This is a genomic window from Bradyrhizobium sp. SZCCHNR1051, assembly GCF_032489615.1.
In the GTDB taxonomy this organism is placed as follows: domain Bacteria; phylum Pseudomonadota; class Alphaproteobacteria; order Rhizobiales; family Xanthobacteraceae; genus Bradyrhizobium.
Genome location: NZ_JAUEYJ010000005.1, coordinates 302,281 through 328,110, shown reverse-complemented (window position 1 = coordinate 328,110; position 25,830 = coordinate 302,281). Strand labels below are relative to the sequence as shown.

Below are 25,830 nucleotides of genomic sequence, written 5' to 3'. Positions count from 1 at the left end.
CCCCTGACGCACAATGCGCCTTGCCTTCATTTTTCAAAGCAAGCCGAATTGCGCAAGAGCATCGCGCGCCTGCTGATCCAGTCCTTCCCGTCTTTCGTCCTCGCTCGGCGTGCTGCAAAGCCGCCTGAGCTCAGGGAGAAACTGGAGAGCAACGTCCTCGGGAAGGAACGGGATGAGCAGCTGGAGTATCCAATACTTCCAAACGGCATCGTCGGAATTCAAGACATGCCAGATGTGCGGTGCCATCGGCGCGCCGATCGAAGCGAGGAAGGGGGCGAGAATGTGCGCCACCGGCCAATTGTAGTCCTTTAGCCACGCCGTCAGCTCGGGAAGGATTGGGGCGACGGCCGGGTAGCCGGCCTGCACGGCTGCCCGCGCACGATCGAGGTCGGCCTTTCCCTTTGGGGTGAGCTGATGGATATCGTCCATGATGAGTCTCGGTAAAGACAGATTGATGAACTTCTGCGGGCTGTTCTGGCGAAGATGATCGCGCTATGCTGGCGCGCGCTTCGCGAGAGTCACGGGCGGCGAGTTGGAGTATGTGCAGGCCTCGCTGAACCAGATCGCACCCGTGCTACATGTGCTGCTGGTGGCCGAGCAGGTCTTGGCTCTCGGGATCGATTTGCGCCAGGAGGCCGCGGGGTCAGGCGGGCGCTGCGACCTGCCGGAGCATTGTCTTCACCACCAGCCGGTGAAACGGCATGATGGCGGCAAGATAGAAGCGGCCGAGCGTGTTGTGCGTGTGCACCAACGTGGTCGCGGTCACCTGCGAGGCCTTGCCAATGGGGCTGACCTCGGACCTGACGTCGACCACGACACGAAAATCCAGATGCTTGTCGTCGAAGCCGAGCACGATTCGTTGCGGCGTTTCGTCGACGACCGGAAACATCCCGATCAGAGGACGTGGGATGTCTGGGTCCGCGCCCGAGGTCTTCAGACCGAAGGGCCTGACCAGCAGGTTGCGGAGCTTCAGGAGCGCCGCCATCCACCAAGGCGCGCGGCCGAGCATGCGCTCGGCCGCCGTGCGGGCATCGATGTCCGGCTCGTCAATCGTGATGCGAAAGGCATCGGCGAACTCTGCGCCCGCGAGCCATCTGGTACGGTCGATGTTGGGAGTGATCTCGCTGATGGCCATGTGCAGTGAGCCTCACATGTCACGGTTGTGCCCGCGCTGTGCGCGATGCGGAGCATCATCGCACGCTCATGTTCGCGAAGCCAGCGCACGAATGGCATAGCGCTACGGCCGGTCATTCGTCATTGCTTCGCTTCGCGCTTCGCTCGCAATGACGTCGGAGAAATGCCGCGTGAATGGCGCTACCGCCCGCGTTCCGGCACGCGCGTGATCTTGGCGCCGAGCGCGTTCAGCCGCTCGTCGATGCGCTCGTAGCCGCGCTCGATCTGGTCGGCATTGTCGATATACGAGGTCCCCTCGGCGCACAGCGCGGCCAGCAGCATGGCCATGCCGGCGCGGATGTCGGGGGAGACGACGCGGGCGCCGCGCAGGCGGCTCGGGCCGGCGACGATGGCGCGGTGCGGGTCGCACAGCACGATGCGCGCGCCCATCGAGATCAGCTTGTCGACGAAGAACATCCGCGACTCGAACATCTTCTCGAACATCAGGATCACGCCCTCGCATTGCGTGGCGGTGACGAGTGCGATCGACATCAGGTCGGCGGGAAAGGCCGGCCAGGGCTGGTCCTCCAGCTTCGGCACGTGGCCGCCGAAATCGTCCTTGATCCGCAGCGTCTGCTCCGAGGGCACGATGAGGTCGTCGCCGGCAACCTCGCAGACGATGCCGAGCCGCTCGAAGCCCATGCGGATCGAGCGTAGATGCTCGGTGCCGGCGCGCACGATGCGTAAGGGAGAGCGCGTCACGGCGGCAAGGCCGATCAGCGAGCCGACCTCGATGTGATCGGGCTGGATCGAGTAGCTCGCCTGGCCCAGCGTGCTGGCGCCATGGATCACCATCGTGTTGGTGCCGATGCCCTCGATGTTGGCCCCGAGCGCGACCAGGAAATGCGCAAGGTCCTGAACGTGCGGCTCGGAGGCGGCGTTGCGCAAGTAAGTCGTGCCGTGGGCGGCCACCGCGGCCACCAGCGCGTTCTCGGTCGCGGTGACACTGGGCTCGTCGAGGAAGACGTCGGCGCCCTTGAGGCCGGAGGCGCGCAGCTCGATCTTGTCGGTCGCGGTGACGGTGGCGCCGAGCTGCTCGAAGGCGAGGAAATGGGTGTCGAGGCGGCGGCGGCCGATGACGTCGCCGCCTGGCGGCGGCAGCGCCACTTCGCCGCAGCGGGCGAGCAGGGGCCCTGCCAGCAGGATCGACGCGCGGATGCGCGCGCAGAGGTCCGGATCGAGGTCCGCGGCGCGGATCTCCTTGGCATGGATCGTGAGCCTGTTCCGGCCGCGCCATTCGGCGGAGGCGCCGACCGAGCGCACCAGCTCGACCAGCGTCTCGGTGTCGCGGATGCGCGGCACGTTGTCGAGCGTGACCGGATGCTCGGTCAGCAGCGCGGCGGCGATGATCGGCAGGGCGGCGTTCTTGTTGCCGGACGGCTCGATCGCGCCCTTGAGCCGGTGACCCCCCTCGACGATGTATTGAATGGGCGCCATGCGCGAAAAGTCCGTTCTGAGATGGTGATTCGCCCCGGGACCGGCGAAAGCGGAACATCGATCTTCAACGGAATTAACACGGAAGGGACGGGCAGGCCACTGCTCCGCAGACTCAGGGTACGCCTGGTCGTCTATCGCGCCAGTGCGAGGTATCCTCGGGCTGGACGTCGCGACTACACGTCCACGTTCGCCGAAAGCGAGTTGTCCTGGATGAACTCGCGGCGCGGCTCGACCACGTCGCCCATCAGCTTGGTGAAGATGTCGTCGGCCTCGTCGACCTCCTTGACTTTCACCTGCAGCAGGGTGCGCGCGTCGGTGTCGAGCGTGGTCTCCCAGAGCTGTTGCGGGTTCATCTCGCCGAGGCCCTTGTAACGCTGCATGTTGATGCCCTTGCGGCCGGCATCGGTGACCGCCTCGAACAAATCGACCGGGCCATGGATCACGGTCTGGACGTCGCCACGGCGCAAGGCGCCGGGCTTCGCATAGGCCTCCTGCAGGCGGGCCGCATATTCGTCCAGCTTGCGGGCATCGACGGACGCGAGCAATGCGTCGTCGATGACTGCGACGTCCTTGACGCCCCGCACGGTGCGCTCGAAGGTGAAGCCCTGGCCCTCGACGAAGTGGCCGATCCAGCCGCGCTCGACCTCGTCGGCCAGCACGTCGAGCCGTTTTGCGATGTAGGCGGCCGCGGCGTCCGCCGTCGGGATATCGCGGGTGATGTCCGGGCGCAGCACGCCGGCGATCGCGGCCTGCTCGACGACCTTGCGGTCGTAGCGCGTGTGCAGGTTGCGCAGGATGTTGCGCACGAGACGCGCTTCCTCGACCAGCGCCAGGAGGTCACGACCCTTGCGCTCCTCGCCTTCCGCCGTCTTGAACACGCAATCGTCGAGACCGGTGCCGATCAAATAGTCCTCGAGCGCGCGCTCGTCCTTCAAATACTGCTCGGATTTGCCGCGCGTGACTTTGTAGAGCGGCGGCTGGGCGATGTAGAGGTGGCCGCGATCGATGATCTCGCGCATCTGCCGGTAGAAGAAGGTCAGCAGCAGCGTGCGGATGTGGGCGCCGTCGACGTCGGCGTCCGTCATTACGATGATCTTGTGATAGCGCAGCTTGTCGATCGAGAACTCGTCGCTGATGCCGGTGCCGAGCGCGGTGATCAGGGTGCCGATCTGCTCGCTCGACAGCATCTTGTCCGGGCGCACGCGCTCGACATTGAGGATCTTGCCGCGCAGCGGCAGCACCGCCTGGAACTCGCGGTTGCGGCCCTGTTTGGCGCTGCCGCCGGCCGAGTCGCCCTCGACGATGAACAGCTCCGACTTGGCCGGATCCTTCTCCTGGCAGTCGGCGAGCTTGCCCGGCAGCGAGGAGACGCTGAGCGGGCTCTTGCGGGTCAGCTCGCGCGCCTTGCGCGCGGCTTCGCGTGCCGCCGCGGCCTGGATCACCTTGCCGACGATGGTCTTGGCCTCGCCCGGATGCTCCTCGAACCAGGCGGCGAGCGCCTCGTTCAACACGTTCTCGACCACGGGCCGCACCTCCGAGGACACCAGCTTGTCCTTGGTCTGCGACGAGAATTTCGGATCCGGCACCTTCACGGAAAGAACGGCGGTGAGACCCTCGCGACAGTCGTCGCCGGTCAGCGCGATCTTTTCCTTCTTCGCATTGGCCTCGGCGTAGCCGTTGACCTGGCGCGTCAGCGCGCCGCGGAAACCGGCGAGATGCGTGCCGCCGTCACGCTGCGGAATGTTGTTGGTGAAGCACAGCACGTTCTCATGATAGCTGTCGTTCCACCACAGCGCAGCTTCCACCGTGATGCCGTTGACCTCCGAGCGCACCATGATCGGTGCCGGGACGATCGCTTTCTTGTTGCGGTCGAGATATTTGACGAACTCCTCCACGCCGCCGTCGTAGCGCATCTCTTCGCGCTTCTCGACCGCGTGGCGCATGTCGGAGAGCACGATGTTGACGCCGGAATTCAGGAAGGCGAGCTCGCGCAGGCGATGCTCGAGCGTGGCGTAGTCGTATTCGACGTTCTTGAACGTCTCCGTCGAGGCGAGGAACGTCACCTCGGTGCCGCGCTTGCCCTTGGCCTCGCCGACCACCTTCAGCGGCGCAATCGCGTCGCCATGGGCGAACTCGATGAGATGCTCCTTGTTGTCGCGCCAGACCCGCAGCTGCAGCTTGCTCGACAGCGCGTTGACGACGGAGACGCCGACGCCATGCAGACCGCCGGACACCTTGTAGGAGTTCTGGTCGAACTTTCCGCCGGCATGCAGCTGGGTCATGATGACCTCGGCGGCGGACACGCCTTCGCCCTTGTGGATGTCGACCGGAATGCCGCGGCCGTCGTCGCGCACGGTGACCGAATTGTCCGGATTGAGCACCACCTCGACCGCCGTGGCGTGACCAGCCAGCGCCTCGTCGATCGCATTGTCGACGACCTCGTAGACCATGTGATGGAGGCCGGAGCCGTCGTCGGTATCGCCGATATACATGCCCGGGCGCTTGCGCACGGCATCCAGGCCCTTCAACACCCGGATCGATTCTGCGCCGTATTCGTTCGCGGTTGCAGGCTCGTTGTCGGCGATGGTTTGCCGGGCGGGTTCGGTCATGTGGGGCCTTCGGAAGGGGTGGTCGAATCGGCATCGCAGATCGCATGCCGAGAGCGCTCTTTCTCTCACGAAAGAAGCCACGCGCCTAGCGCAAAGTGGTACTTCGTAAGACATTGAAGAGATAGCGCTTTTTAACGGTTTTTCAAGGCCTGGCGAGGGTCGTTTTCGTCCCCTCCGAAAGCCGGATTCAGGCCCTTCTCGCGGCTGGTTTTGAGGCGTGCAGCGGGGCGCTTTCGCGTGCGATTCAAGGCACGAGTCACGCGTGACGCGGCAGGCGCCTCCTCAGTAGAGCGGTAGCGGCAGGGCGGTGCCACCAGGGCCAACCATCAGGCCCCAGGCATCTCCGGCGGCGAGCTCCAGCGTGTCGATCACGGCGGGCCGCCGGGCGATCTTCAGTCGCCGACCTTGCCGAGCACGGGCGTCGCTCTGGCTCTCGGCAGGGATGTGGGGCTCGTCGCCGAGCGCTTGGGCGCCGGCAGGTGCCTGCCGTCCAACGACAGCTCCTTGAACCGGCGAACTGACAGGTTCAGCGGCGGAGCGAGTTACCGCCGCGCGCTGATCCGCCCCGCCTCGACGTCGAAGATCTCGCCGAGCTCGCGTAGTTCGGCAAACGCCGCGGGATCGGCGCCGGTCAGCCATACCTGGGCACCGAGCGTGCCCAGCTCGGCGAACAAAGCGGTGCGGCGGCCGGGATCGAGATGGGCGACGATCTCGTCGAGCAGCAGCATCGGCACGATGCCGGTGGTCTCGGCCACGAGCGTCGCATGCGCAAGGATGAGACCGATCAGCAGCGCCTTCTGCTCGCCGGTCGACGCGTCGCGCGCCGGCATGTTCTTCGGCGCATAGACGACATGGAGATCGGTGAGATGCGGGCCGTCGAGCGTGCGGCCGGCGGCGGCATCGCGCGCGCGATTGTCGCGCAGGACAGCGCGATAGCGGTCCTCCACCGCGAGCGCGGGTTCGGTCAGCAGCGCATTCTCCATCCAGCCGTCGAGCGCGATCTCGGCGGACGGGAACGCGGAGGCAGCACCGCGCTGACGCAGCATCGCAGCGAGCTTCACCGCGGTCTGGCCGCGGCTGGCAGCGACGGCGACCGCGAGCTCCGCAGTCTCGCGCTCGATGGCGTCACACCAATGGTCGTCGAAATTGCGCACCTCGAGCAGCCGGTTGCGCGAGCGCAACGAGCGCTCCAGCGCCGACACCCGGCTCGAATGCGCGCTGTCGATCGCCAGCACCAGGCGGTCGAAGAAGCGCCGTCGCTCCGATGCCGCGCCCATGAACAGGCCGTCCATCGCCGGCGTCAGCCACACCATGCGGATGTGGTCGCCGAAGGCGGCCGCCGAGCCGACCGGCTCGCGGTCGATGCGGCAGCGGCGCGTGGTGTTCGCATCGCTGCGCGGCGGCTCGATGCCGGTGCCGAAGGTCGTCAGCCCCAGCGCGCCCTCGACCTCCGCCGAGACCGCCCACGACCCGTCGCCCTGGTTGTCGGCGACGTCCTCCAGGGTGGCACGGCGCAGGCCGCGGCCCGGCGCGAAGAACGAGATCGCCTCCAGGCAATTGGTCTTGCCGGCGCCGTTGGCCCCGACCAGCGCGACCATGTCCGCCTGCACGCTGACGCTGGCAGCGCGATAGCTGCGGAAATGCGTCAGCGCGAGGCGGTTGATGCGGGAGGGGGTCATCGGGAGGAGCTGGGACCTTGATTCGTCATTGCCGGGCTTGACCCGGCAATCCATCGTCCGCGTCAGCGGACTATTTCATCATATGGATCGCGCCAGTCAGGATTGCTCGCGACGATCAGGTCGATCTTCCATTCACGCGACCAGTGCTTGATATTCTTCTCACGCTGCAGCGCCGCCGCGATTGTTTCATGCGTCTCGAAGTAGACGAGGCGCTTGATGCCATAGCGGCGCATAAAGCTCTCGGCGAGACCTTCGCGGTGCTCATAGACGCGCCGGACGAGATCATTGGTCCCGCCGACATACAGCGTGCCGCCCGGCTTGCTCGCGAGAATGTAAACCCAGTAGGCCATTTGTAAGGATGGATGGCCGGGTCAAGCCCGGGCATGACGGGTTAAACTCGATCTCGCAGCAGACTCGCCTCACACCCGCATCGGCATCAGCACATACAGCGCGTTGCGGTTGTCGCGGTCCTGGATCAGGGTCGGCGAGCCCGGATCGGCGAGCCGGAGCACGGCGACCTCGCCCTCGATCTGCGCGGCGATGTCGAGCAGATAGCGCGAGTTGAAGCCGATATCGAGCGCGTCCGAGGCGTACTCGACCTCGAGCTCTTCGGTCGCGCTGCCGGAATCCGGGTTGGTGACGGAGAGCACCAGCTTGCCGGGGGAGAGCGCGAGCTTCACGGCGCGGCCGCGCTCGGAGGAAATGGTGGAGACGCGGTCGACGGCGGCGGCGAAATCGGCCTTGTCGACGACCAGCTCCTTGTCGTTGTTCTGCGGAATGACCCGGCCATAGTCCGGGAAGGTGCCGTCGATCAGCTTCGAGGTCAGCACCACCTGTCCCAGCGTGAAGCGGATCTTGCCTTGCGACAGCTCGATCCTGATCTCGCTGTCATTGTCCTCGATCAGCCGCTGCACTTCGCCGACGGTCTTGCGCGGCACGATCACGCCCGGCATCTCGGCGGCGCCGGCAGGCTGGGGCAGGTCGACCTGGGCGAGGCGGTGGCCGTCGGTTGCAACCGCGCGCAGGGTCGGCTGCTTGGCGGTGCCGCCGGCGTGCAGATAGATGCCGTTCAGGTAATAGCGCGTCTCCTCGGTGGAGATCGCGAACTGCGTGCGGTCGATCAGGCTCTTGACGTCCTTGGCGGGAACCCCGAACGCATGCGTCATGTCGCCCGCGGCGAGATCCGGGAAGTCGCTCTCCGGCAGCGTCTGCAAGGTGAACTTGGAGCGGCCGGCGCGGATCGCGAGCACTGCACGCTCGCCGTCGCTCTCCAGCACGATCTGCGAGCCGTCCGGCAGCTTGCGGACGATGTCGTAGAACATGTGCGCCGGAACGGTGGTTGAGCCCGCGGTGGCAGTCTCGGCGGCCAGGGTTTCCGTCACTTCGAGATCGAGATCGGTCGCGCGCAGCGACAGCCGGGCATTCTCGGCGCGGACCAGCACGTTACCCAGGATCGGGATGGTGTTGCGCCGCTCGACCACACGATGGACGTGGCCCAGCGACTTCAGGAGCTGTGCGCGTTCGACGGTCACCTTCATTGCACTATACCCGCCCGTTCCAACTGAGCTTGTCCTGGAATGCCGGCGGGCTGAGCAGCGCCGCGGCCGATGGCACCTCGCGCCCGAACGGCGCTTGGCCAGCGTCCAGGAGCGTGAGGGGGAGGCGTAAAGTGGCGCGGATGAGGCCCGAGCGCAAGGGATGGCGGGCCGATTTCCCACGTTTCGGCAGGTGCTTCCGCGATCCGCAGGCCGGGTCCGAGAACGACGTCCGAGCATGACGTCCGAAGGACAGCGTCGAAGGGCCGGGACAACGGCCCGGCTGGGGGCGAACCTTCTGTCCGCTCCCCTGGCCGTGCGTGCCGTCTAGTCCTGCAACTGGCGCTTGAGCGACTCGACCTCGTCGTTCAGCGCGATGTCCTTGCCGACCAGCGCTTCGATCTTGCGCACCGCATGCAGCACGGTGGTGTGATCGCGTCCACCGAAGCGGCGGCCGATCTCGGGCAGCGAGCGCAGGGTCAGCGTCTTGGCGAGGTACATCGCGACCTGGCGCGGACGCACCACGTTGGCGGTGCGGCGCGACGACAACAGGTCGGAGCGGCTGACGTTGTACTGCCGCGCCACGACGCGCTGGATGTCCTCGATCTTGATGCGCTTCGGTTCCTGCGGCCGCACCAGGTCGCGCACCTCGCGCTCGGCCATGTCGAGCGTGACCGGCTGGTTGTTGAGCTTGGAATGCGCCAGCAGGCGGTTGATCGCGCCTTCGAGATCGCGGCCGTTATGGGTGATGGAGCGGGCGAGATAGTCGAGCACCGGCTCCGGCACGTCGAAGCTCGCATGATGCGCGCGGGCCGCGGCGACGCGCGATTTGAGAATGCCGAGGCGCAGATCCTCGCCGAGCGAGCCCATCTCCACGACGAGGCCGCCGGCAAGCCGCGAGCGGACGCGATCATCGAGGCTTTCGAGGTCGGACGGCGGCCGGTCGGCGGCGATCACCACCTGACGCCCCGCGTCGATCAGCGCGTTCAGCGTGTGGCAGAACTCGGCCTGGGTCGATTTTCCCTGCAGGAACTGCAGGTCGTCGATCACGAGCACGTCGATGCCGCGCAGCGCTTCCTTGAAGGCCAGCGCGGTCTGCGATTTCAGCGCCGCGACGAAGCCGTACATGAATTTCTCGGCGGTGAGGTACAGCACCTTGCGCTCGCCGCCGGCATTGCCGGCCCAGGTGACGGCCTGCAGCAGATGCGTCTTGCCCAGCCCGACGCCGGCATGAATGTAGAGTGGGTTGAACATCACGGGGTCGCCGCGGCGGCCGTCCGCGACCTGGCGCGCTGCGGCATGGGCCAGCGTGTTGGCGCGGCCGACGACGAAGCTCGCGAAGGTCAGCCGCGGATCGAGCGGCGAGCCGCCGAGCGCGTCATGGCTCGTGGCGAGCGAAGCCGCAGCCGACGCAGTTCGCGTGTCGGCGCTCGTCGCCGGCCGGTTGTCGTTACGCTCGGCCCGGCGGGCTTCGACGGCGACGGGGGCTTCCTTGACCGGCGTCGCGCAGCGCATTGCGGTGCGAACGGACAGATCGATGCGGTGCACCTCCGGCATCTCGGCCTGCCAGCACGACAGCACGCGCTCGGCATAATGCGCCTGGATCCAGCTCTTCAGGAAACGCGTCGGCACCGACAGATGGACGCTTTCGTTCTGAACGGCCTCGAGGTCCATGCGGGCAAACCAGCTCGTATAGACGTCCTCGCCGACGGTCGAGCGCAGCCGCCCCTTCACGCGAGACCAGCGATCCTGTTCCGAATTTGTCATGGCAGTCGCAACTTTTCGAATTGAGTGGTGGTGTCGTGTGATCGCCGGGCAGACGTCTCGTGAAAGGACACGTGTGCCGCAGCGAGACCTCGAGCGGAGGCTCAACTCCAGACATGGCTCGCCGTTCGGCGCGGACGCCGTCGGGCCATCAATGCTGGTGGAAGAAGCTTCTCCGCGAGGTCAGCGCATACTCAGATGCGCGATGGACGCGGGAGGGCCGATTGCCGTGCTGGCAATGGCCGGGCTGGAGATGTCGATCACTTCAGTGTTGACCGCCAAGGGTGCGTTATCCGGAACCAGCCTATGGTGTGTGCCCGCAATGTGTCCGTAAAACATGCAACCTCCCCGCCCTGCCGTGATTGCTCACGGCAAGTTGTCATCCCAACGCCGTCGCGCCTGAACCCCAAGATTCAGCCGCACCGCCGTACATCCCGTCCAACTTGTCCACTCGGTGAGCGAAGCCGCCACGAGCTTCAGCCGGGTCGACCGATGTCGTATTTCTCTTGTTCAAAGCGGCGCAACGATGATGCTGCGCCCGAGAAATTTCGACAAAGTTCAGTCGCTCCCCATATTGCTATGGGTACAGATCCGGCCATCGCTTTGGAAAGCGTCGCCAACGCGCACACCGCCGCCGATTTGCACGTCCGCCCCGTTTCTAAAACCGCGCTGGTCTCAAGATCGTGGGCGCCGCGAGTGATTAAAGAAATACACGATGCGTCGGGACTCGCAATCCATAAGATCGGAGCACGCGTTACGAGTCTTCGCGGCGGTTGCGACGCGGTGTTGCGCGTTAAGAAAGCAACGTTTTGAATCATCGCGAGGAATCTCGGATGTGACAAACAACATCGTCTGCCCAAAATTTCTTCATAATTTTTTTATGTTTCGACCGGCCTCACCCGCTTTTCCAATCACTTGGTCGCGCTATGCACTTAAGTCATTTTCGAAACGATGTTTTTCGCGATTGCTCGAAGCGGGTAACTCCCGCGATGCGCGGTGCGCAAAGTGAGCGGCGCATCGCGCGCTCTTGACAGCGATGCGCAAGCGCGGCGCGCAGATTCGCAGCTGTTTCAGATGAGACAATATTGTCACTGCGTAAAAATACGGAACTTCACGTAGTTCCGACGGAACCTGTGTCAGGCGCGCACGATATCGCGCGGGTTCCACCACGCGCGAAGATCGTATTCGCGATGCGATATCACCATCAAGATGTGACCATCAAATGGAGAAGGCGCGGCGAGCGATGGAGGGATGCGCGACAGCGGAACGCGCAATTGAAGATGGCACAAAAGAAAAGCCCGGCGCGAGCCGGGCTGTTTGCATCTTGATAGTTCGTCAGCCGCGCGATCGCGTCACTTCGCGAGCTTGGCGATCTGATGCGTGAGGCGCGACACTTTGCGGCTCGCGTTGTTCTTGTGAATGATGTTGCGCTGTGCGGCGCGCATCAGCTGCGGCTCGGCATTGGCCATCGCCTTCAGCGCGGCGTCGCGATCGCCCTTCTTGATCGCGTCCTCGACGGAGCGAACCGCGCCGCGCATCTGGGTGCGGCGCGACTTGTTGATGATGGTGCGGCGGGCAATCTTGCGCGTCGCTTTCTTCGCGGAAGTCGTGTTGGCCATGCTCTCAAATATCCTTCGGCGGCGAGCAGTCGCCGCTCTTGCGGGTACGCGCGCGGCCCGCTTGACGCGGCCCCATCGACGCGGTGGGTTGTTCGGACGCCTCTCTGAGAATGCCATGACCGGAGCAGTTGCTCGGCGGATCGGCGCTGCTCAAAGAACAGCGGCGGCGGGATTGCGCCCACCGCCATTGGCGACCTTATAGGGGCAGGCCTGGCGAGCGTCAACGGTCTCGGAGCGCCCCGCCGCGGCTGGAATCGGCCAAAACCCGGTTCTAAGCCCCTGACGAGGTTGAATTTCTGCGGGGCCCCCGCTATGGCCTTGCTGCCCGAGAGGGCGTGCGAGAGAGGGCAGGTGAGGCATGATCCGCGGTTTTTTCCGTCTGGTGGGGCTGTTGCTGCTGGCCGGAAGCTTCATCTTCCTGGTCTATGACGGCGCGCGCTGGGTGGCCGACCAGACCCTGCAGTTCACCCGGTTCGGCCAGCTCTGGAACGACGTCCACCAGGCGAGCCAAGCCGCCTTCAAGGCCTGGATCGAGGCCAAGGCCCCGTTCTTGTGGGAGTGGATCGTCAAGGTGTTTTTGGACCAGCCGGTGTTTGCGGTGCTTGGCCTGCTCGGAATCCTGCTGATGCTGCTGTTCCGGCCGCGCAAGCCGCTGATCGGCTATGGACGCGACTGAGCGCGGCGGTTCGTCTCGCCGCGCCGGCAGCAGTACTGGATTCCGCTCGGAGCGTGACGCGGGAACCGCTGGCGCGGCGTAACGGCGCTACTGCTCGTCCCGTAGAGCCCTATATATTCCCCTGACAAGAGGTCATCGTGCCGTGGGCCGTCCCGCGGGCGCTGGCCATGAGCGGAGACATCCCATGTTCTTCATGCGCAAAGCCCCTGCCATGCCGTCTGCCGCCGAGGCGCTGCCCGGCCGCGCCCTGCCGATCCCGACCGCCGCGACGCATTTCGTCAACGGTCGCCGCCTGTTGCCGCCCTATCCGGACGGCCTCGAGCAGGCCGTGTTCGGGCTCGGCTGCTTCTGGGGCGCGGAGCGCAAGTTCTGGCAGCTCGGTGACGGCATCCACGTCACCGCCGTCGGCTATGCCGGAGGCCATACGCCGAACCCGACCTACGAGGAGGTGTGCTCGGGGCAGACGGCGCATACGGAGGTCGTGCTGGTGGTGTTCGATCCCAAGATCATGTCCTACGAGCGCCTCTTGAAGACGTTCTGGGAGAGCCACGACCCGACCCAGGGCATGCGTCAGGGCAACGACGTCGGCACGCAATATCGCTCAGCGATCTACACGTTCAGCGATGCGCAGCGCGAGGCGGCCGAGGCGTCGAAGGCGGCCTACGAGTCGGCGCTGCGCGCCAAGGGGCTCGGAGCGATTACGACCGAGATCGTCCCGGCGGGGCCGTTCTATTTCGCCGAGGATTATCACCAGCAGTACCTGGCCAAGAATCCGGCCGGATATTGCGGCCTCGGCGGCACTGGCGTCGCGTGCCCGATCGGTGTCGGCGTGAGCGCATAGGTCAGGCTGAGCGCGCCGGATCACGGTGAACATCGGATCCCTCTCCCACGCCGTGGGAGGGGGATTTTTTCCGGGCCGCTTTCACCGCGGCCCGTTTGCGACGGGGGACTACAGGCGCCAACGGTTTGTTAACCTTAACCGCGCATGACTAGCTCACATCCTCATTCAAGGATTGTTCGAGTGCGCGCGTTGTTTGTTCCGGTCATTACCGTCCTGTCCGCGATCCTGTTGTCGGGCTGCATGCAGACGATCTCCCCCGTCGCTGCCGTCCAGCCGCAGAGCGATCTCGACGCGATGGCCTATGGAACGCCTTCCACCGGCCCGGTTGCCGCCACCGGGCAGGGTGGAGCGATCCCTACGTTGCGCAACTCGTTCGCTGCCGCCACCCGCGCAGACGCCTATGTCGTTCCCGCCGGCTATGCGCCGACGCGCCGCGACTCCGCCTATCATCTCGATGCCGGCGACAAGCTGCGCGTCGTCGTCTACGGCCAGGAGGGTCTGACCAACACCTATGCGATCGATGCGTCCGGATCGATCACGATGCCGCTGATCGGCAGCGTGCCGGCGCGCGGCCGCACCACCGCCGGCCTCGCCGCCGAGATCACCGCCAAGCTGCGCAACGGCTACATCCGCGAGCCCTCGGTGGCGGTCGAGATCGAAGCCTATCGCCCGTTCTTCATCCTCGGCGAGGTGCAGGCGCCCGGCCAATACCCCTACGTGCCCAACATGACGGTGGAGAGCGCGATCGCGATCGCCGGCGGCTTCTCGCCTCGGGCGCGGCGCGACGTCGTCACCCTGACCCACACCGATGCATCCGGCGCCGCGCGCTATGAGGTGCCGCTCGGCACCTCGCTCAAGCCGGGCGACACCATCCAGGTCGGCGAGCGCTGGTTCTGACCTCCATAGGAATCGCTGCACGCTCGCGATGACGCGCGGCGCAGAACGATGCGCCCCCCTCTTCTTTCGTCGTTGCGAGCGAGGCGAAGCAATCCAGAGTCGCACGCGACGCTCTGGATTGCTTCGTCGCTTCGCTCCTCGCAATGACGGTGGTGCGGTGATCAGCGCAGATGCTGGGCAAAGAACGCCAGGCTGCGCGTCCAGGCGAGGTCGGCGCTCGGCTGGTCATAGCTGGCACGCTCGTCGCAGCCGAAGCCGTGCTGGGCGCCGGGGTAGATGAAGATCTCGACGTCCGGCCGCTTGGCCTTGATGGTCTCGACGTCGCTCAAGGGAATGCCCGCGTCCTTCTCGCCGAAATGTAGCTGGGTCGGCACCGTCGGCTTGTCGTCGGCGAACCGCGCGACAGCGCCGCCATAATAGCCGACGGCGGCGCGGAGGCCCGACAGCTTGGTCGCAGCCGCATAGGCGATGCTGCCGCCGAGGCAGAAGCCGATGATGCCGACCGGCCCGACATTCTTCACGACGTCGATTGCGGCCTGGGTGTCGCGCAAAAAGGCCGCCCAATCCGGATTGGCGACGAACTTGCGCGCGACCGCGATCTCGTCGGGCGAATAGCCTGAGGTGAAGCCGGGCTCGACGCGGTCGAAGATCGCCGGCGCGATCGCAACGTAACCCTCGGCGGCGAGGCGGTCGCAGACGTTGCGGATGTGATGGTTGACACCGAAGATCTCCTGGATGACGACCAGCGCGCGCTTTGCAGTTCCGGTCGGATCGGCGCGGTAGGCGCCGAGCTGGAAGCCATCAGATGCCGTCAGCTTGATGTCTTGTCCCACGTTCTGTCCTCTTTGCGGTCGTCAGGCGCGTGTCAGCGCCACATCCAGTTGGTGCCGTAGTCCTCTTTCCAGCCGGTCAGCCGTCCCCTGCGGAACTTCAGGTAGAGGCGGTGATGGTGCGAGACCAGTCCGCTGCCGCCGAGATTACGCAGTGCCAGAAAGGTCTCGTTGCCGGGCGTGCCGTTCAGATAGATCAACGGCTGCTCCAGCACGCGCGATGTCTCACCGACATCCATGCCGAAGGCAAGCGGCGTGACGTTGGATGACGTCGCTGTGAAAGGCGCGTCGGCGACGCTCAGCGTCTGCCCTGCCGCGGCAGGGGGAACGGCCGACAGGCTCGGCAGCATGGCCGCAGCCAGGCACAGCGTCATACGTGCGGATGGTCTCATGGGCTGAAATCTCCTTTCGCTGTCGCGTTGGCTGCACCTCTTCCTAGCGTGCCCGGCGCCATCAGCCCAGCATCGTTCGCGCTGCACAACGTAAAATGCCAATTCAATTCGCAAGCCGGCGGTCAAATCCCGTTGCGTCGTCGTGGCAACGCGATCATTCTTATGATGGCTGGCATCTATCCGGTGGGTCCCAGCGAATCGATAAAACCGAACTTCGCCCTAAGCGAAGTCGCACGCCGGGCGGGGAAGAAACCAAATGCCCAATCTCACCATCAACGGGCGGACCATGTCCGTCGACGCGGCGCATGACACGCCGCTGCTATGGGTCATCCGCGAGCAGTTGCAGATGACCGGCACCAAGTTCGGCTGCGGCGCCGGGCTGTGCGGAGCCTGCACCGTTCATGTCAACGGCGAGGCCGTGCGCTCGTGCCAGACCATGGTCGGCGACGTCGCGAACAAGAAGATCACCACCATCGAGGGGCTGTCGCAGAAGGGCGATCATCCGTTGCAGAAGGCGTGGATCGCCGAGCAGGTGCCGCAATGTGGCTACTGCCAGTCCGGCCAGATCATGCAGGCGGCCTCGCTGCTCGCCAAGACCACGAGCCCGACCAAGGAGGAGATCGTCGCGCATATGGACGGCAATCTCTGCCGCTGCATGACCTATTCGCGGATCCAGAAGGCGATCCTGCGCGCCGCGTCCGAGATGCGCACCGCGTCCAACACGAGCGACCGGAGGGCGACATGAACCAGCACGTGAAAGCAGCGCCGTCGATGGCCCCCGATCTCAGCCGCCGCTCCTTCCTGGTCGGTACCGCCGCCTCCGGCCTCGTGCTCGGCTATGCCGGCCTCGCCGACAGCGCACTCGCAGCAGCGGCACCTGCGAACTTCGAGCCCAGCGTGTGGTACGCGATTGCGCCGGATGGCATCGTGACCGTGACCTGCGGCAAGGCCGACATGGGCCAGCACATTGCGTCGACCATGGCGCAGATCGTCTGCGAGGAGCTCGGCGCCGCCTGGAAGGACATGCGGGTCCAACTCGCCTCCAACGATCCGAAGTACAACGATCCCGTGCTCGGCGCCCAGATCACCGGCGGCAGCTGGAGCACGATGATGAACTTCGATGCCATGAGCCGCGCCGGCGCCGCCGGCCGCATCACGCTCACCGAGGCGGCCGCGACCGCGATGGGCGTGCCGGCCAAGGAGCTCGTGGTGCGCGACAGCGTTGTCATGCATCCGAAATCGAAGAAGCAGATGACCTATGCCGAGATCGTCAAGAGCGGCAAGATCACCAAGAGCTTCTCAGCCGACGAGTTGAAGGCGCTGACGCTCAAGACGCCCGATCAGTACACGATGATCGGCGTCTCGGTGCCACAGCTCGACATCCCCTCCAAGACCAACGGCACGGCGAAATATGGCATCGATACGATGCTGCCGGGCATGGTCTACGGCAAGGTCGTCACGCCGCCGGTGCGCTTCGGCGCGACGGTCACGGCGGTCGACGACTCCGAGGCCAAGAAGGTGCCGGGCTTCATCAAGGCAGTGACGCTCGACGACAAGACCGGCTCGACCTCGGGCTGGGTGGTCGCGGTCGCCAATACCTATGCCAACGCCAGAAAGGCGGCGGACGCGCTCAAGATCAGCTACGACAAGGGCCCGTATGCCAATGTCAGCACCGACACCATCATCACCGAGGCGATGCGGCTGCAGGCGCAGGACGACGCCGGGCAGTTCTTCGTCAAGGACGGCGATGCCACGGCGGCTTTGTCGGGCGCGGCCAAGGTGCTGGAGGCGGAGTACACCACCAGCATCAACATCCATGCGCCGCTGGAGCCGATGAACGCGACCGCCGAGTTCAAGGGCGACATCCTGCACATCTACTCCGGCAATCAGTTCGCGACCCGCTCCGGCGCGATCGCGGCAGGTGCCGCCGGGATCGATCCGAAATACGTCGTGATGCACCAGGCCTGGCTCGGCGGCGGCTTCGGCCGCAGGCTCGATGCCGACATGATGGTGCCGGCGGTGCAGGCGGCCAAGGCGGTCGGCAAGCCGGTCAAGGTGATCTACTCCCGCGAGAACGACATGACGATGGACTACTCGCGGCCGCTCACCTACCAGAAGGTCAAGGCGGGCCTCGACAGCAATGGCAAGCTCATCGCCCTGAGCCATGACGTCGTCTCGGCGTGGCCGACGGCGCGCTGGGGCATCCCCGACTTCCTGTCGCCCTCGGTCGACAAGAAGGGGCCGCTCGACTCCTTCACGGTCAACGGCGCCGACTTCTTCTACACGGTGCCCAACCACCATGTGCGCGCGATCAAGAACGAGCTCGCCCACAATGCGACGCCGTCCGGGCAATTGCGCTCGGTGGCGCCGGGTTGGACGTTCTGGGCGGTCGAGAGCATGATCGACGAGATCGCGGTGGCCTCGGGGCAGGACCCGGCGCAGTTCCGCATCGCGCTGCTCGACGGCAAGGGCAAGAACGACGGCGGCGCGCAGCGGCTGCGCAACACGCTGCTGGCGGCGATGGGCCTGTCCGGCTACGGCGCCAAGAAGCTGCCGCCGGGCGAAGGCATGGGCGTGTCCTGCGTGTCGTCGCAGGAGCGCGCCACCGCGAGCTGGACGGCGTGCGTCGCCCATGTCGCGGTTGCCCCTTCGGGGGCGGTCACGGTGAAGAAGCTCACGGTGGCGACCGACGTCGGCACGCAGGTCCATCCCGACAACATCCGCGCCCAGGTCGAGGGCGCGGCGCTGTGGGGCTTGTCGCTCGCGATGTACGAGAAGGCGACCTTGAAGGACGGCGGCATCGAGCAGACCAACTTCGACAGCTACACGCCGCTGAGGATGAGCCAGGTGCCGGAGGTCGCGATCGCCGTGATCGCCAATGGGGAGAAGGCGACCGGCGTCGGCGAGCCCGCGGTGACCGTGGTCGCGCCGGCGCTCGGCAACGCCATCTACAACGCCTGTGGCGCGCGGCTGCGCTCGCTGCCGATCACCGCCGCAGCGGTCAAGGCGGCGATGAAGGCGTAGCGTCGTCGCGAGACCATCGCTGTATCTGGGAACCGCCGGAGCCCGTCTCCGGCGGTTGCTTTTTGCGCCGCAGTCACATCCCCGCGCCGCACGATTTGAACGATTCCCTTAACGTCTCGCTCACCTGAAACGATACAGCTTGAATGATCGGCTTAAGCCGCGACGAACCCGTATGCCGGTAACTTGCATGGGCAGCAAACCGCAGGGGGCGAGCACGTATGAGCGCGACAGCCAAGCAGACCGTGACCCAGACCGCGACCAGGCGCCATCTCCTGCTCGCGTCGGATCGCGGTGACCAGAGCAGCGAGCTGGCGCGCATCCTGCGCTCGGTCGGCGATGTCGACATGATGCCGACCACCGAGATCCCCGAGAACCCCGGCAACCGCTTCTCCGGCGTCATCGTCGACATCAACCTGCGCTCGCCGGAGAGCGTGCAGCGGGTGCGCAAGAAGCTCTCGTCGCGCGCCTATAGCGAGGTGCCCCGCCTGTTCGTGCTCGCCGAGGCGCTGCACCATGCCACCATGCAGGCATGGGCGCTGGGCGCCACCGACACCATTGCGCGTCCGTTCAGCCCCGCCGACGTGCTGCAGCGCATCCGCTCGGCGCTTCCCGCCGACGACGGCTATGACGAGACCGATCGCGGCAAGCTGCTCAATCGCGGCGTCGAGGCGGCGCAGGCCGTCATGGTCAAGATCTTCGAGAAGCTGCCCGCCGGCGTCCAGTTGACGATGGAGGACATCGTCGCGGCCGAGAACAAGATCCTGAAGGCGATCAAGCACTCCTCGCTGCGCGAGTGGATGACCGTGGTCGGCTGCCATCACAACGACACCTATCGGCATTGCCTGTTCGTGACCGGCCTCGCGGTCGGCTTCTCGATTCATCTGGGCATGCGCGACGATGATCAGCGCCGGCTGGTCCGCGCGGCGCTGCTGCACGACGTCGGCAAGGCGTTCATTCCGGTCGCCGTCCTCGACAAGCAGGGCAAGCTGACGGCGGAGGAGATCGCGCTGCTGCGCCAGCATCCGCGCCGCGGCTACGAGGCGCTGTGGCGGCAGGGCGGCTTCCCGCCGGAGATGCTCGACGTGATCCTGCATCACCACGAGTTCCTCGACGGCTCCGGCTATCCCGACGCGCTGCACAACGAGCAGATCAGCGACATCGTGCGCCTCACCACGATCGTCGACATCTACGCCGCGCTGATCGAGCACCGCGCCTATCGACCGGCCTTCACGCATGCGCGCGCGTTTCAGATCATGGAGAACATGGGCCCGAAGCTCGACCAGCAGCTGCTGCAGGCGTTTCGCCCGGTCGCGATGGGCGCGCACTAGGACCGCGTGTCGTAACCTCGGTTCAATCCAGCAACTTGCGCAGCTCGGCCTTTGCGACCTTCTCCAGGGTCGAGCGCGGCATCTCGTCGACCAGCTTCACCTCGCGCGGCACCTTGAAGTCGGCGAGGCCGGCGCGGCAGGCGGCCAGCACCTTCTCGGGCAGCTCCTCGCGCGCGACCCCGACCTGCGGGATGACGAACGCAACCGGCACCTCGTCCAGCATCGGATGCTTCTTGGCGACGACGGCGGTCTCGCGCACGCCGGGCACGGTGATGATCACCTGCTCGATCTCGGACGCGGCGACGTTCTCGCCACCGACCTTGAGCATGTCCTTGGTGCGGTCGCCGAACTTGATGAAGCCGTCGGGCAGGCGCGTGACGCGATCGCCGGTCAGGAAGAAGCCGTCGGCATCGAAGCTCGTGCGCGTCGCTTCGGCGTTGTAGAGATATTCAGCGAACAGCGACAGGCCGGGCACGCCCTTGATGGCGAGATTGCCGGTGGCGCCGACCTCGGTCGGCCGGCCGTCATCGTCGGTGATGCGGATGGTGTATTCCGGCGCGGCGCGGCCGATCGACATCGGCGCGTTCGGCTGGTCGACCTCGCCGACGATGCCGTGGGTGATGGTCTCGGTCATGCCCCACCAGCCGATGATCTTGATGCCGAACTTGGCGAAGGCGGTCGGCTCCGACATCGCGGTGCCCCACAGCCGGAATTTGTGATGCTTCGGCACCTCCTGGTCGAGCAGCGCCTTCATGCAGAACGGGATGGTCGAGGTCCAGGTGCAGCCATGCTCGAGCGCCACGCTCCAGAAGCGGCTCGCCGAGAAGCGCGGCTGAATCACGCAGGTCGCGCCGACCCAGAGTGTTGCCAGCATCGAGTAGGCCAGCGCGTTGGTGTGGAACAGCGGCAAATAGGTCTGGTGCACGTCGCCCTGATGCAGGTCTTCATGAGCGGCGTTGACCTTGGCGCCCCATAGCGCGTTGGCATGCGTCCACAGCACCGCCTTCGGCCGAGACGTCGTGCCCGACGTGTACTGTACGCTGCACGGCGCGAGCGGATCGACCGCGCGCCGCGGCCGGTCGGCGCTGTCGGCAAACAGCGTCTCGAAGCGATCGCCCACCCCGACCGCTGCTGTGTCCGGCTGCCCCGGATCATGCGAGATGACCGCAAGCCAGCGGATGCCGCGGCAGTGCGCCGCGATCATCTCGGCATAGGCCGGCTGGGTGATCGCCGCCACCGCACGGCAATGGCCGGCGAAATAGCCCATCTCGGCGGCCGCCGAGCGCGTGTTGGTCGTGACGGCGAGCGCGCCCAGCTCGACGCAGGCAAACCAGGCAAGCATCGCCTCGACGCAATTGTCGAGATGGATCAGCACGGCATCGCCAGGTTTGACGCCGCGCTTGACCAGACCGGCCGCCAAGGCGCCGACACGTTCGTGAAACTCGCCATAGGTCCAGCGGCGTGCCGGTGCATCGAACGGCGCGGAGATCAGGAACGGATGATCGCGCCGGGTTTCGCTGCGCAGCTTCAACAGCCACGGCACGTCCATGCCGTCGAACGGCGTGACCGTGCCGGCTGCGATCGTCGTTCCGTTCATTTTCGCTCCCGTCGTTATTGCGTGCGGCCCGTCTCCGGCCGCTTCGTTCTTGTCGTCATCTCTTGCCACCTGGCGCCGCCGCAATCAAATCGGGAATGAACCCGTTTCCGTTTGCGGGCGACCAATGGCGCGGCAAAACACGCCCGGAGGTTTGCATGCAGGCCGAGCCACGACCATGGCGGCTGCCCGATGCCCGCTATTTTCAGATCGCGGCATTGGCGACGCTGCTCGCGATCAATTTCGCCGTGATCGATTTCGGCGCGCGTCCCGCAGCGAGCGTGATCGCGGTCGCGGCGGCGCTGCTCACGCAGGCGGTCTGCTGCCGCATCTCCGGCGCGCCGCTCGATCTCAAGTCACCGTTGATCACCGGCCTGTCGCTCAGCCTGCTGTTGCGCGCCGATGCGCTGTGGCTGCATGCGGCGGCGGCAATGATCGCGATCGGCTCGAAATTCGTGCTGCGCATCGACGGCAAGCATGTCTTCAACCCGGCGGGGCTGGCGATCGTGGTGCTGCTGTTCAGCTCCAAGGGCGTGTGGATCTCGCCCGGCCAATGGGGCACGGAGATCTGGTTCGCAAGCCTGGCTGGCTTCTTCGCGATCCTGGTGCTCAGTGCATCCCGCCGGGTGGATATCGCGGTGTATTTCTTCGCCAGCCATGCCGCACTGCTGCTGCTGCGCGCCGCCTGGCTCGGCGATCCCCTGGCGATCCCCGTGCATCAGCTGCAGAGCGGCTCGCTGCTGATCTTCACTTTCTTCATGATCTCCGACCCGCGCACCTCGCCGGACTCGCGCGTCGGCCGGCTGCTGTTCGCGCTGAGCGTTGCGGTCGCTGCGCACTACCTCACCTTCGTCCTGCAGATGCGGCCGGCGCTCTACGTGTCGCTGATCGCGCTGTCGCCGCTCACGCTGCTGCTCGATCGGCTCGTGCCCGAGACCCGTTTTTCCTGGCGTTCGTCCGTTCCCGAAGGAGGTTCGACATGATCCTGCGTTACAGCAAGCTCTTCCGCACCGGCGTCGCGGCCATCGCGATCCTGGCGAACGCGGCGATGGCGCCGGCGAATGCGTTTTGCGGCTTCTATGTCGCCCAGGCCGACGCGAAGCTGTTCAACCAGTCATCGAAGGTCGTGCTCGCCCGCGATGGCGAGCAGACTGCGATCACGATGGCCAGCGACTTCGAGGGCGACGTGAAGGAGTTCGCGGTCGTCGTCCCCGTGCCGACCTTCATCGAGCGCAAGCAGATCGGCGTGGTCGAGCCGAAGACGATCGACCATCTCGACAAATACACCGCGCCGCGGCTGGTCGAATATCATGACGCCGATCCATGCGCGCCGGTCGTCGTTGCGGCGCGGGCCATGCCGGCGGCGCCGATGATGGCAGGCGCTGTCTATGAGATGGCCCGGCGGAACTATGGCGTCACCGTCGAGGCCAGCTACGACGTCGCCGAATACGACGTGCTGATCCTGTCGGCGCAGGAGAGCGATGGGCTGACGCGCTGGCTGACCGACAACAATTATCGCATTCCGCAGGGCGTGGACGCGGTGCTCGGCAGCTATATCAGGCAGGGCATGCGGTTCTTCGTGGCCAAGGTCAATGTCGAGCGGATGAAGAACATCGGCAACGGCACCCTGCGGCCGTTGCAGGTGCGGTACCAGAGTCTCAAGTTCATGGTGCCGCTGCGGCTCGGCACGGTCAACGCCAGGGGACCGCAGGACCTGATCATCTATGCACTCACCAGGAGTGGCCGCATCGAGGCGGCCAATTATCGCACGGTGAAGATCCCATCCGATATCGATGTCCCGCTCTATGTGAAGGACGAGTTCGGGCCGTTCTACAAGGCGCTGTTCGAGCGGGCCGTCGCGCGCGAGAACATGCAGGCGGTGTTCGTCGAATATGCCTGGGACATGGCGTGGTGCGATCCCTGCGCCGCCGATCCGATGAGCAACAAGGAGCTGGTCGTGCTCGGCGCGCGCTGGATCGGCAGCGACGATGACACCGCCTTCAGCCTCCGCCGGGGCACGGCCGGAGCCAACGCCTTCGTGACCCGGCTGCACGTGCGCTACGATGCGAAGTCCTTCCCCGAGGACATCGTCTTCGCCGAGACCAAGGACCGCAGCAATTTCCAGGGCCGCTATGTCCAGCACCATCCCTGGCGCGGCGAGGCGTCCTGTGCCGCGGCGAAGACCTACCGGGACAGTCTCGCCGCACGTTTCGCCACGCAGGCGACGGATCTCGCGCAACTGACCGGATGGTCGCGCAGCGAGATCGTCGCGAAAATGGACAAGAGCGGCGAGACCGTGACGAAATGACCTCAGGGCGGCCTCGGTTCAATCCTGATACGAGGAGATCTCGATCAGGCTGCCGTCGGGGTCGCGGCAATATACCGAGCGCAGGGTGCCGCGTGCGCCCTGCTTGGCGACCGGACCTTCCTCGACAGCGATGCCGAGCGCCGTGAGATGCGCCACCACCTCGTCTGGGGTGCTGGCGGTGAGGAAACAGAGGTCGTCGCTGCCGGCCGCTACATGGTCAGCCGTGAACCAGTCGACCTTGTCCGCGTCCTTCGGTCGCACGTTGATCTTCTGGTTCCCGAACAGCAACGACGTGCGCCTCACCTTGCCTTGTCCGGGATCGAACACCTGGACCGTCATGCCCAGCACCTGTTGGTACCACGCCGTCGTGCGGTCGACGTCGGCGACATTGATGACCAGATGATCGAGCGCATCGACCTTGATCGGCATGGGGCTCTTCCCTCCTGATTGGATATCGATCTCGCCGCCATCGCGGCACTCTGTTACAGTCGATCCCGGCGGCTCGTTAGCCGCCGCTCAACGATAATGCCTGAGGAAACGCATGATTTCACGTCGTACCGCGCTTGGTCTGATCGCCTCCGCCGTTCCGTCCATCGCTGCCGTTGGCAAAGCGTCCGCGGCCGACTATCCCACCCGTCCGGTCCGCTTCGTGGTGGGTTATCCTCCGGGTGGCGCGACCGACATCCTGGCGCGGCTGATCGGCCAGCGGCTGTCCGAGGCGCTCGGTCAGCAGTTCATCGTCGAGAACAAGCCGGGCGCCGGCAACAATATCGGCACCGATGCCGTCGTGAACGCGGCGGCCGACGGCCACACCGTGCTGCTGGTCAATCCGGCCAACTACATCAATGCGAGCCTCTACACCAACCTGAAGTTCAATTTTGTTCGCGATATCGCGCCGGTGGCCTCGCTCAACCGCGTCCCCAACGTGATGACCGTCAACAAGGACATCGGGGCCAAGAACGTCGCCGAGTTCATCGCCTACCTGAAGGAGAACCCCGGCAAGGTGAACATGGCCTCGTCCGGCAACGGCACCTCGGTGCATCTGTCGGGCGAGATGTTCATGGCGATGACCGGCACCAAGATGCAGCACGTGCCCTATCGCGGCGCGGCGCCCGCAATCACCGACATGCTCGGCGGCCAGGTGCAGGTCATCTTCGACAACATGCCCTCCATCATCCAGCACATCCGCTCCGGCTCGTTGCGGGCGCTCGGCGTCACCACCCAGCAGCGTTCGCCGCAATTGCCGGACGTCCAGGCCGTCGCCGAGACCGTGCCCGGCTACGAGGCGAGCGCGCTGTTCGGCATCGGCGCGCCGAAGAACACGCCCAAGGAGATCATCGAGAAGCTCAACAAGCAGGTCAACGTCATCCTGGCCGAGCCAGAGATCAAGGCGCGTCTGGTCGACCTCGGCGGCGAGCCGCTGATCCAGTCGCCGGAGCAGTTCGGCGCCCAGATCGTCGCCGAGACCGAGAAGTGGAAGAAGGTCGTCGAGTTCGCCGGCCTGAAGGTCGAATAGGACGAAGCGACGCAATCGCTGGTCGGCCGCCGCAACATGTTCTCGATGCGGCGCCGGCCCGCCAGACGGGAGTCGAGGGCTGAAGGCGGCGTGCCGCGCATGCGACACGTCACTGCCTTGGTTGGTGATCCGTTTCGCCGATTTGTCGTTTTTTGACCATGCCGGTGTGGTGCAACCCTCCGGCCAGAAGAGGAACAGATCATGCGCAAGGTGATGATGATGGCAGCCGGCCTCGTCGGCGTTGCACTTGGTGGCGGTATCGCGCCGGCCTCCGCAGGCGGTTACGACTATCCCTGGTGTGTGCAGGGCCGGGGCGTCGGCTATCCCGGCGACTGCTCCTATCACACCTTCGAGCAGTGCCGGGCGAGCGCCTCCGGGCGCAATGCAGGCTGTGGCATCAATCCGCGCGTCGCGTTCGATCCTGCCCGCCGCGGCCCCTCGGTCTATGTCGACATGCCGCCGCCGCGCCGCGTGCACCGCTATTCGTATTACTGACACCCTCGACCGAACTCGGCACGCGCGGCCGATCGGCTGACGCAGGCGCGCTCCGGGTTCGCGCGGGCTTGCATCGACTTTGCGTTCGTATATACTTTGTATTGCAAAGTTGA

Annotated in this window: 24 protein-coding genes; 11 read left to right on the top strand and 13 right to left on the bottom strand. The window is 65.6% G+C overall.

What is annotated here, in order from left to right; all coding sequences use genetic code 11:
- Positions 1 to 33: 33 nt before the first annotated feature.
- The 8 genes from QW868_RS08405 to dnaA all read right to left on the bottom strand — a co-directional run bounded on the left by QW868_RS08405 (position 34) and on the right by dnaA (position 10,200).
- A complete protein-coding gene (locus QW868_RS08405; RefSeq protein ID WP_315784365.1) occupies positions 34 to 429 on the bottom strand; it encodes a DUF5071 domain-containing protein in 396 nt (131 codons plus the stop codon).
- Between the two features lie 214 nt (positions 430 to 643).
- Positions 644 to 1,135: a DUF2867 domain-containing protein gene (locus QW868_RS08400; RefSeq protein WP_316230321.1), complete on the bottom strand. Its 492-nt coding sequence runs from the start codon at positions 1,133 to 1,135 to the stop codon at positions 644 to 646.
- A gap of 179 nt (positions 1,136 to 1,314) precedes the next feature.
- Entirely contained in the window at positions 1,315 to 2,610 is a 1,296-nt protein-coding gene (gene murA, locus QW868_RS08395; protein ID WP_315715017.1) for a UDP-N-acetylglucosamine 1-carboxyvinyltransferase, read from the bottom strand.
- A gap of 173 nt (positions 2,611 to 2,783) precedes the next feature.
- On the bottom strand, positions 2,784 to 5,219 hold the full coding sequence (gene gyrB / locus QW868_RS08390; protein ID WP_315735528.1) for a DNA topoisomerase (ATP-hydrolyzing) subunit B: 2,436 nt from the start codon (positions 5,217 to 5,219) through the stop codon (positions 2,784 to 2,786).
- 542 nt (positions 5,220 to 5,761) lie between these two features.
- Complete coding sequence (gene recF / locus QW868_RS08385) at positions 5,762 to 6,898, bottom strand: DNA replication/repair protein RecF (protein ID WP_315735526.1); 1,137 nt, start codon at positions 6,896 to 6,898, stop codon at positions 5,762 to 5,764.
- 62 nt (positions 6,899 to 6,960) lie between these two features.
- Positions 6,961 to 7,248: a GIY-YIG nuclease family protein gene (locus tag QW868_RS08380; RefSeq protein WP_316230320.1), complete on the bottom strand. Its 288-nt coding sequence runs from the start codon at positions 7,246 to 7,248 to the stop codon at positions 6,961 to 6,963.
- 69 nt (positions 7,249 to 7,317) lie between these two features.
- Positions 7,318 to 8,436 carry a DNA polymerase III subunit beta gene (gene dnaN, locus QW868_RS08375; RefSeq protein WP_315735522.1) on the bottom strand — a complete coding sequence of 373 codons (1,119 nt, stop codon included), beginning with the start codon at positions 8,434 to 8,436 and terminating at the stop codon, positions 7,318 to 7,320.
- A gap of 324 nt (positions 8,437 to 8,760) precedes the next feature.
- Positions 8,761 to 10,200 carry a chromosomal replication initiator protein DnaA gene (dnaA, locus tag QW868_RS08370; RefSeq protein ID WP_315735520.1) on the bottom strand — a complete coding sequence of 480 codons (1,440 nt, stop codon included), beginning with the start codon at positions 10,198 to 10,200 and terminating at the stop codon, positions 8,761 to 8,763.
- A gap of 489 nt (positions 10,201 to 10,689) precedes the next feature.
- Between dnaA and QW868_RS08365 the strand changes: the two genes are divergently transcribed.
- Positions 10,690 to 11,010, top strand: coding sequence for a hypothetical protein (locus QW868_RS08365; RefSeq protein ID WP_315735518.1), 321 nt, complete (start codon positions 10,690 to 10,692; stop codon positions 11,008 to 11,010).
- Between the two features lie 539 nt (positions 11,011 to 11,549).
- On the opposite strand, the gene rpsT is transcribed toward QW868_RS08365, so the two are convergent.
- Complete coding sequence (rpsT, locus tag QW868_RS08360; protein WP_315715026.1) at positions 11,550 to 11,816, bottom strand: 30S ribosomal protein S20; 267 nt, start codon at positions 11,814 to 11,816, stop codon at positions 11,550 to 11,552.
- A 358-nt stretch (positions 11,817 to 12,174) separates the two neighbouring features.
- Here rpsT and QW868_RS08355 point away from each other — a divergent pair, with 358 nt between their 5' ends.
- From QW868_RS08355 to QW868_RS08345, 3 genes are all read left to right on the top strand, one after another.
- Positions 12,175 to 12,492, top strand: a complete 318-nt coding sequence (locus QW868_RS08355; protein WP_315715027.1) for a hypothetical protein — start codon at positions 12,175 to 12,177, stop codon at positions 12,490 to 12,492.
- A 184-nt stretch (positions 12,493 to 12,676) separates the two neighbouring features.
- The gene (gene msrA, locus QW868_RS08350; RefSeq protein ID WP_315735512.1) at positions 12,677 to 13,333 is read left to right on the top strand and encodes a peptide-methionine (S)-S-oxide reductase MsrA; all 657 of its coding nucleotides are present in this window, start codon (positions 12,677 to 12,679) and stop codon (positions 13,331 to 13,333) included.
- Positions 13,334 to 13,513: 180 nt separating this feature from the next.
- Complete coding sequence (locus QW868_RS08345) at positions 13,514 to 14,230, top strand: polysaccharide biosynthesis/export family protein (RefSeq protein WP_315735510.1); 717 nt, start codon at positions 13,514 to 13,516, stop codon at positions 14,228 to 14,230.
- 161 nt (positions 14,231 to 14,391) lie between these two features.
- On the opposite strand, the gene QW868_RS08340 is transcribed toward QW868_RS08345, so the two are convergent.
- Together QW868_RS08340 and QW868_RS08335 are read right to left on the bottom strand one after the other, a co-directional pair.
- The gene (locus QW868_RS08340) at positions 14,392 to 15,063 is read right to left on the bottom strand and encodes a dienelactone hydrolase family protein (protein WP_315812148.1); all 672 of its coding nucleotides are present in this window, start codon (positions 15,061 to 15,063) and stop codon (positions 14,392 to 14,394) included.
- 32 nt (positions 15,064 to 15,095) lie between these two features.
- On the bottom strand, positions 15,096 to 15,452 hold the full coding sequence (locus QW868_RS08335) for a hypothetical protein (protein ID WP_315812147.1): 357 nt from the start codon (positions 15,450 to 15,452) through the stop codon (positions 15,096 to 15,098).
- Positions 15,453 to 15,708: 256 nt separating this feature from the next.
- On the opposite strand from QW868_RS08335, the gene QW868_RS08330 reads away from it, so the two are divergent.
- The 3 genes from QW868_RS08330 (at position 15,709) to QW868_RS08320 (ending at position 19,804) form a co-directional block, all read left to right on the top strand.
- Positions 15,709 to 16,197, top strand: coding sequence for a (2Fe-2S)-binding protein (locus QW868_RS08330; protein ID WP_316230319.1), 489 nt, complete (start codon positions 15,709 to 15,711; stop codon positions 16,195 to 16,197).
- Positions 16,194 to 18,476 (top strand): xanthine dehydrogenase family protein molybdopterin-binding subunit, encoded by a 2,283-nt coding sequence (locus QW868_RS08325; RefSeq protein WP_316230318.1) that lies wholly within the window; start codon positions 16,194 to 16,196, stop codon positions 18,474 to 18,476. The genes QW868_RS08330 and QW868_RS08325 overlap by 4 nt, the downstream gene beginning before the upstream one ends.
- Positions 18,477 to 18,694: 218 nt before the next feature.
- Positions 18,695 to 19,804, top strand: coding sequence for an HD-GYP domain-containing protein (locus tag QW868_RS08320; protein WP_315735500.1), 1,110 nt, complete (start codon positions 18,695 to 18,697; stop codon positions 19,802 to 19,804).
- A 22-nt stretch (positions 19,805 to 19,826) separates the two neighbouring features.
- Here the strand turns inward: QW868_RS08320 and QW868_RS08315 are convergent, their stop codons facing one another.
- The gene (locus QW868_RS08315; protein WP_316230317.1) at positions 19,827 to 21,401 is read right to left on the bottom strand and encodes an AMP-binding protein; all 1,575 of its coding nucleotides are present in this window, start codon (positions 21,399 to 21,401) and stop codon (positions 19,827 to 19,829) included.
- 155 nt (positions 21,402 to 21,556) lie between these two features.
- Here QW868_RS08315 and QW868_RS08310 point away from each other — a divergent pair, with 155 nt between their 5' ends.
- Both QW868_RS08310 and QW868_RS08305 read left to right on the top strand, forming a co-directional pair.
- The gene (locus QW868_RS08310; RefSeq protein WP_316161273.1) at positions 21,557 to 22,381 is read left to right on the top strand and encodes an RnfABCDGE type electron transport complex subunit D; all 825 of its coding nucleotides are present in this window, start codon (positions 21,557 to 21,559) and stop codon (positions 22,379 to 22,381) included.
- The gene (locus QW868_RS08305; RefSeq protein ID WP_316230316.1) at positions 22,378 to 23,706 is read left to right on the top strand and encodes a DUF2330 domain-containing protein; all 1,329 of its coding nucleotides are present in this window, start codon (positions 22,378 to 22,380) and stop codon (positions 23,704 to 23,706) included. The genes QW868_RS08310 and QW868_RS08305 overlap by 4 nt, the downstream gene beginning before the upstream one ends.
- 18 nt (positions 23,707 to 23,724) lie before the next feature.
- On the opposite strand, the gene QW868_RS08300 is transcribed toward QW868_RS08305, so the two are convergent.
- The gene (locus QW868_RS08300) at positions 23,725 to 24,135 is read right to left on the bottom strand and encodes a VOC family protein (RefSeq protein ID WP_315775782.1); all 411 of its coding nucleotides are present in this window, start codon (positions 24,133 to 24,135) and stop codon (positions 23,725 to 23,727) included.
- A 112-nt stretch (positions 24,136 to 24,247) separates the two neighbouring features.
- Between QW868_RS08300 and QW868_RS08295 the strand changes: the two genes are divergently transcribed.
- Positions 24,248 to 25,222, top strand: a complete 975-nt coding sequence (locus tag QW868_RS08295) for a tripartite tricarboxylate transporter substrate binding protein (RefSeq protein ID WP_315773292.1) — start codon at positions 24,248 to 24,250, stop codon at positions 25,220 to 25,222.
- 201 nt (positions 25,223 to 25,423) lie between these two features.
- Complete coding sequence (locus QW868_RS08290) at positions 25,424 to 25,717, top strand: DUF3551 domain-containing protein (protein WP_315735488.1); 294 nt, start codon at positions 25,424 to 25,426, stop codon at positions 25,715 to 25,717.
- Positions 25,718 to 25,830: the final 113 nt, after the last annotated feature.